At 74.0% G+C, this 6362-nt stretch carries 7 protein-coding genes; 4 read left to right on the top strand and 3 right to left on the bottom strand.

Annotation, left to right across the window (positions count from 1 at the left end; genetic code table 11):
• Positions 1 to 188: 188 nt before the first annotated feature.
• Both AF1_RS31285 and AF1_RS31280 read left to right on the top strand, forming a co-directional pair.
• A complete protein-coding gene (locus AF1_RS31285) occupies positions 189 to 1226 on the top strand; it encodes an MBL fold metallo-hydrolase (protein ID WP_067807647.1) in 1038 nt (345 codons plus the stop codon).
• A gap of 107 nt (positions 1227 to 1333) precedes the next feature.
• On the top strand, positions 1334 to 1972 hold the full coding sequence (locus tag AF1_RS31280; RefSeq protein ID WP_067807644.1) for a pyridoxamine 5'-phosphate oxidase family protein: 639 nt from the start codon (positions 1334 to 1336) through the stop codon (positions 1970 to 1972).
• Positions 1973 to 2026: 54 nt separating this feature from the next.
• On the opposite strand, the gene AF1_RS31275 is transcribed toward AF1_RS31280, so the two are convergent.
• Positions 2027 to 2242, bottom strand: coding sequence for a DUF5302 domain-containing protein (locus tag AF1_RS31275; RefSeq protein ID WP_242609066.1), 216 nt, complete (start codon positions 2240 to 2242; stop codon positions 2027 to 2029).
• 118 nt (positions 2243 to 2360) lie between these two features.
• Between AF1_RS31275 and AF1_RS31270 the strand changes: the two genes are divergently transcribed.
• Positions 2361 to 3767 (top strand): cytochrome P450 family protein, encoded by a 1407-nt coding sequence (locus AF1_RS31270; RefSeq protein ID WP_067807649.1) that lies wholly within the window; start codon positions 2361 to 2363, stop codon positions 3765 to 3767.
• A gap of 36 nt (positions 3768 to 3803) precedes the next feature.
• Here the strand turns inward: AF1_RS31270 and AF1_RS31265 are convergent, their stop codons facing one another.
• Positions 3804 to 5249 carry an aminotransferase class V-fold PLP-dependent enzyme gene (locus AF1_RS31265; RefSeq protein WP_242609067.1) on the bottom strand — a complete coding sequence of 482 codons (1446 nt, stop codon included), beginning with the start codon at positions 5247 to 5249 and terminating at the stop codon, positions 3804 to 3806.
• Between the two features lie 151 nt (positions 5250 to 5400).
• On the opposite strand from AF1_RS31265, the gene AF1_RS31260 reads away from it, so the two are divergent.
• On the top strand, positions 5401 to 5808 hold the full coding sequence (locus tag AF1_RS31260) for a DUF2795 domain-containing protein (protein ID WP_067807636.1): 408 nt from the start codon (positions 5401 to 5403) through the stop codon (positions 5806 to 5808).
• 113 nt (positions 5809 to 5921) lie between these two features.
• On the opposite strand, the gene AF1_RS35500 is transcribed toward AF1_RS31260, so the two are convergent.
• Positions 5922 to 6362 (bottom strand): aromatic-ring hydroxylase C-terminal domain-containing protein (locus AF1_RS35500; protein WP_457912013.1); only part of this gene is annotated, 441 nt, incomplete at its 5' end.

Here is a 6362-nt window from a genome sequence, read left to right as displayed (position 1 = left end):
GGAACCGCGCGCAGGAGGCGGCGCGCGAGGCCCGCGCGGCCGCCGCCGAGGCCCGCCGCGCCGGCGGCGACACGCGCCGGGACTGACCCGAGACCGACCCGGGTCTGCCCGCGGGCCCGGCGGCGAACGGATGTTCGGGATGAAGTAGGTTCAATCCGAACGTGATTCGACAATCAAGGGAGCGCGCGGTGACGGCACCGGTCGTGGAGCAGCCGACTGACTGGACCGAGCCGGGTGCTCATCCGGTGGTGCCGGGGGTGCACCGCGTCCCGCTGGCGCTGCCCATCCCGTCGCTGCACTCCGTCAACGTGTACGTCATCGAGGACGCCGAGGGCCTCGTCGTCGTGGACTCCGGCTGGGCGATGCCCGACACGCGCGCGACGATGGAGAGGGCCCTCCGCGCGCTCGGCCACGGGCTCGGCGACGTGGCGCAGTTCCTCGTCACGCACGCGCACTGGGACCACTACTCGCAGGCGCTCGCGCTGCGCGAGTCGTTCGGGACGCGGGTCCGGATCGGGCGCGGCGAGCGGCCGTCGATCGAGGCGTTCGACGTCCGCCGGGGGCTGCATCCCCGCCAGATCGAGATGCTGCGCAGGTGCGGCGCGGGCGGCGTGGCCGACGAGATCGCGGCCCTGGATGTGGACCGTTCCGAACGGGACATCCCGCACACGCTGCCGGACGCCTGGCTGGACGACGGGGAACGCGTCGGCCTCACCGGGCGGGACCTGGAGGTGTTCGCCACACCGGGCCACACGCGCGGCCACATCGTCCTGCGGGACGCCGGCGCCGGCCTGCTGTTCGCGGGCGACCACATCCTGCCGCACATCACCCCGTCGATCGGGCTGGAGACCGAGCCGGAGCCAAGGCCGCTGCGCAGCTATCTGGACTCGCTGCGGCTGGTCCGCGACATGCCGGACACGCTGCTGCTGCCCGCGCACGGCCCGGTGAGCCCCAGCGTCCACACCCGGATCGACGAGCTGCTGGAGCACCACGCCCAGCGCCTGGACGCCGCCGCCGCGCAGGTCCGGGCGGGCCGCGGCACGGCGTTCGAGGTCGCGGAGGCCATGCCGTGGACGCGCCGCGGGCGCGCGCTCGGCGATCTCGACGCGTTCAGCCGGATGCTGGCCGTCCTGGAGATCGAGGCGCACCTGGACGTCCTGACCGACCAGGGCGTCCTGGACGCGCACGAGGAGGCGGGCGTCCGCCGCTACGCGCCGAGGCGCTGACCCGCGCTCCCGGCGCGGCACCGATCCGGCGCCGCCCCCTGCCGCCGAGGCCCGGGAAGCCCCCGGGTTACGCTGATCTTCTGTTTTCCCCGGTGGAAGGAGCGCCGATGACGCGCGCCCCCGAGTTCACTGCGATCACCTCCGCGGCGGAGCTGCGCGAGCTTCTCGGCGCGCCGATGCGGCGGGCGATCGACAAGGAGCGCGTCACGCTGCACGCCTGGGACCGCGAGTGGCTCGCCCGGTCCCCGTTCTGCCTGATCTCCACCAGCGACGCGGACGGCAACTGCGACGTCTCCCCCAAGGGCGACCCGCCCGGATTCGTGCACGTCATCGACGACACGACGATCGCCGTCCCGGACCGTCCCGGCAACCGGCGCGTGGACGGGTTCATGAACGTGCTGAGCAACCCGCACGTCGGGCTGATCTTCCTCGTCCCCGGACGCGGCGAGACGCTGCGGATCAACGGCCGGGCCACGCTCGTCCGGGACGCGCCGTTCTTCGACGAGATGGTCGTCAAGGGGCACCGCCCGGCGCTCGCCCTGGTCGTGGACATCGAGCAGATCTTCTTCCACTGCGCGAAGGCGCTGATGCGCTCGAAGGTGTGGAAGCCGGAGACCTGGAACCCGGACTCGCTGCCGTCGCACGCCCGGATCGTGAAGGACGTCCAGTACACCGAGGAGAACCTGGAGCAGCTGGAGGAGTACTACTCCGAGGGCACCTACTCCAAGAAGCTGTACGGGGGCTGAGCGGCGGCTGACCCCCGCGCCCGCGGCGCAGGGGTCATCGTCGGCGCGGCCCGGTCAGCCGCTCTTGCGGCGGAACTGCCGCTGGTGATCGGCGCGCTCATGCGCGCCGCGCACCTTCGAGCCGCTCCTGCCGGCCGCGCCGGCGTTCTTGCCCGCCGCTCCGCGCTTGCGCTCCAGGGCCTCCCGGAACCTGCGCTTCACGTCGTCCTCGCCGTCCGTGGGTTCTCCTGACGAGTCGGCCATGCGGACCTCCAGCTCTGTCGGTGGCACCCCCAGCTTCACACACCACCTGGGGAATCGGCCATCCGGCCCCCACCGGAAGATCATCTCCGGAGATTCCGCCCCAAACCATGTCAGGGGCAAACGATCTCTCCTATGGTTTGTGCCCGTGGAGCCCCAGACACCGCAGGCAGACCCCGCCCCCGCCCACCCGCCACTGGACGCGCTCGCCGTCCAGCCGCTGCTGAACCGCGACTACGAGTCGCGTCCCGCGGCCTTCTACGAGCGGCTGCGCGCGGAGTACGGGCCGGTCGCACCGGTGGACGTCCTCGGCGTCCCGGCGTGGCTCGTCATCGGCTACGCGCAGACCCTGGACGTCATGCGCGACACCCGCGGCATCTGGAGCAGGCGGGTGGAGAACTGGCGCCGGTACCGGGAGGGCTCCGTCCCGGCGGACTGGCCGATGCTGCCGGTGGTCGAGTCCGGCAACTCGGCGTTCCGCGACGGCGCCGACTCGACCCGGCTCCGCAGCGCCTGGAGCGAGGGGCTCCGGCCGTTCCAGGACCGTACCCGGCCGGAGGCGAAGGCGCTGGAGCAGGCCGTCCGCCGGTACGCCGACGAGCTGATCACCGTGCTGGCCGAGAGCGGCCCCGCCGGCTGGGCCGACCTGTCCGCCCAGTACGCGCGCCCGCTGCCGCTGATGGTCATCGGGCGGCTGCTCGGCACCGGGGCGGACGGCGACGACGAACTGATCATCGACCTGTGGCGGGTGATGGACGCCGGCCCGGAGGCGCGGGAGGCGTCGGACCGGCTGCTCGCCCGGGTCGCGGACGTGTGCGCGGCGCGGATGGCCGCCCCCGGCGCGGACCTGCCGTCCTACCTGCTCGCCGCGGCCCCCGACCTGACCGCCGAGGAACTGGCCCGCGAGATGTCGATGATGACCGGGCTGGTCGGCGACGTGACGGGGACGCTGATCTGCAACACCATCACCGAGGTGCTGATCGGCGAGACCGGTGCCCGCGCCAGCCTGTCCGCCGGGATGATCCCGGAGGTGATCAACCGGGCGGCGGCCGCGAACCCGCCGATGGCGAATCTGGCGTTCCGGTGGGCGAAGGCGGACGTGCGGCTCGGCCGGTTCCAGATCGCGGCCGGCGACCCGGTCATGGTGTCGCCCGCCGCCGCGCACCTGGACCCGGCGTTCACCGCGTCCACCGCCCCGGACCCCATCTACAGCTCCCGCGCGCACCTGGCCTGGAGCGCGGGGCCGCACGCCTGCCTCGGCCGCGACCTCGCCACCGCGATCACGACGATCGCGGTGGAGCGGCTGTTCGAGCGGCTGTCGTCGCTGCGGCTGGCGCTGCCCGCCGACCAGCTTCCGTGGCGTTCGTCCCCGCTGATCCGCGGCCTGCGGTCGCTGCCGGTCACCTACGAGCTGGCCGGTGACGCGCCGGAGCCGCAGCCCGCCGCCCCCGCCGATGCGGAGGAGGCGGCGGAGGCTGCGGAGCAGGAGGCGCCGGACGAGAGCGGCGCGAACCTGGTACGGCGTGTCCTGCGGATGGTGCGCCTGTCCTCCTGACCCGGCCCGCCACGTCCCGGCCCGGCGCTCGGGGGGTCAGCCGGCGGCCTCCTCGCGGATGCGGCGCCACGCCTCCCGCACGTGCTTGTCGCGCGTGGCGGGCGAGCCGATCGCCATGCGCAGCAGGACGCGCCCGCCCACCTTGGTGTGGGTGAGGTAGAGGGCGCCGGACGCGTTGAGCCGCTCCATCAGCCGCAGCGTCGCCGCGTCGGCCTCCTCGTCCGGCATGCCGTCCCAGCGCGGGCGGAAGCAGACGAGGCCGAACGGGTGCGGCGTCAGCAGCTCGAATCCGGGGTCGGCGTCGATCCAGGACGCGAGGTCCCGCGCGAGCCGCACGCCGGTGCGGACGTGCTCGCGCAGCCCCTCCGCCCCGTACCAGCGGATCACCGACCACAGCTTCAGCGCGCGGAACCTGCGGCCGAGCGGGATCTGCCAGTCGCGGTAGTCGATGACCTCGCCGGACGTGGTCGCCTGGTTGCGCAGGTACTCCGGCAGGATCGACAGCGCGCCGATGAGCGGTCCCCGGTCGGCCACCCACATCGCGTTGCAGTCGAAGTTGGTGAGCAGCCACTTGTGCGGGTTGGTGGAGTAGGAGTCGGCGTACCCGGCGAGCCCGTCGTTGACCCAGCGGAACTCCGGGCAGACGGCGGCGACACCCGCGTAGGCCGCGTCCACGTGCAGCCAGACGCCGTGCCTGCGGCAGACCTCGCCGATCGCGGGCACCGGGTCGACGGCCGTGGTGGACGTGGTGCCGATCGTCGCGCAGACCATCACCGGCAGCGCGCCCGCGGCGGTGTCCTCGGTGAGCAGCGCGTCCAGGTGGGCGGGGTCCATCGCGAGGGTCGCGGGGTCGACGTCCACGACGCGGACGTTCGCGGCCCCGATCCCGGCGATCTTCGCGGCCTTCTCCAGGGACGAGTGGGTCTGGGAGCTGATGTAGAGGGTGTGGCGCCGGGTGATGCCGTCGCGTCCGGCGGCCCCGCCGTCCGCGCGGTGGAGCGCCGCCAGGATCGCGACAAGGGCGGCGCTGGACGCCGAGTCCTGGATGACGCCGCCTCCGGTGCCGTCGCTGCGGAACCGGCCGGGCAGATCCAGCAGCTCGGCCAGCCAGTCGATCGTCCGGGTCTCCAGTTCGGTGCAGGCGGGGCTGGTCGCCCAGAGCATTCCCTGGACGCCGAGCCCGGCCGACAGCAGGTCACCGAGGATCGCGGGGCCGCTGGCGTTGGCCGGGAAGTAGGCGAAGAAGCCGGGATGCTGCCAGTGCGTGATCCCGGGCATGATCACGCGGTCGAGGTCGGCGAGGACGGCGTCGAACCCCTCGCCCTTCTCCGGCGGGCTCGCGGGCAGGGCGTTCAGCACCTCGCCCGGCCCGGCCTGGGACAGCACCGGATAGGACTCGATCTTCTCCTGGTAGTCGGCGATCCAGTCGACGACCTGCCGGCCGTACCGGCGGAACTCCTCGGGCGTCATGTGTCCGGCCACCGCGTGCCTCCCCCTGCCGCGCGTCCTCACTCCGCCCGGATCATAGGGCCCCTACCGAGATGGGCGCTCTGCCGGGTTCACCGGATCGGCGCATGTTTGGGTGCGGCGGCCCGGGAACGCTCTGACCGTAGGCGCGCAGGGAGGACGAACGATGCCGGACCAGAGCGACAAGCACGGCCCGAAGCTCGACGACGAGATCGGCCACGAGACGCGGGGCATGGTCCGCGGCGGGCATCCCACGCACGCCGAGGAGTTCAGGGAGACCGAGCCGTTCTCCAACGACCACCCCGCGGACCCGGCCGCTCTGGGCGCCCACGCGCGCGAGGGCTCCCCGCCCGGGATGAGCGCGCGGGACGTCGCGGGCCGCAGTGCCCTCGCCCGGATGCTCACCGGGGTCCGGTACCCGGCCCGCCCGAACGAGCTGGTCCGGCACGCCGCCGAGGGCGGCGCACCCGACGACGCGGTCGAGTTGCTGCGGACGCTGCCCAAACGCGAGTACGAGAACGTCGCCGACGTCGCCGAGCAGCTCGGCTACGGCCGCGAGGAACGCCGCTACTAGCCGCCGCCGCGCGGGCTGCCCGCGGACGGCGCGGTCGCGGAGCAGCGGGATCCGGCCGACGAGGGCGGCGGTCTCGGGCCGGTGCGGCCGATCGCGGGCGCCGGCCTGCCCTGTCAGCTCCTCCGCTCCTTGTCCTCGCCCGGGACGCTCCCGAGGCGGTGCGGTTCGTGGACGGTCCGGTCGGCGGGCTGCCCGCACCAGTGGCTCAGGGCGTCGCGGATCTCGGCGGCCCGCAGGTCCGGCGCGGTCTCGTCGGTGGCCCACGCGATGTAGCCGTCCGGGCGCACCAGCGCCGTCGTCGGAGTCGCGCCGCCGGCGAGCGCACAGTGCACGCGGCCCGCCCACCGCTTGGTCGCCAGATAGGTGACGGCCGGGTCGTTCGCCGCGACGACCAGCACGAACCGCCCGTCGCCGAGAAGTTCGTGCAGCCGGCCGGGGCTGCCCGCCAGCGGGACGTCCGGGGCGCGCCGCCCGGTCAGCCGGTGCGCCCCGCGCGGCGCCGGGTAGGCGATGCCGATGCCGGAGACGGCGCCCGCCGCGCGCCGCGCGACCGG

Source organism: Actinomadura formosensis NBRC 14204 (assembly GCF_001552155.1).
GTDB lineage: Bacteria > Actinomycetota > Actinomycetes > Streptosporangiales > Streptosporangiaceae > Spirillospora > Spirillospora formosensis.
This window is presented reverse-complemented; position numbering and strand designations above follow the sequence as displayed.

Bases quoted from the DNA above. Each gene is read 5' to 3' on its own strand.
- AF1_RS31280 (WP_067807644.1), top strand. From the start codon at position 1,334: ATGACGCGCGCCCCCGAGTTCACTGCGATCACCTCCGCGGCGGAGCTG.
- AF1_RS31260 (WP_067807636.1), top strand. From the start codon at position 5,401: ATGCCGGACCAGAGCGACAAGCACGGCCCGAAGCTCGACGACGAGATC.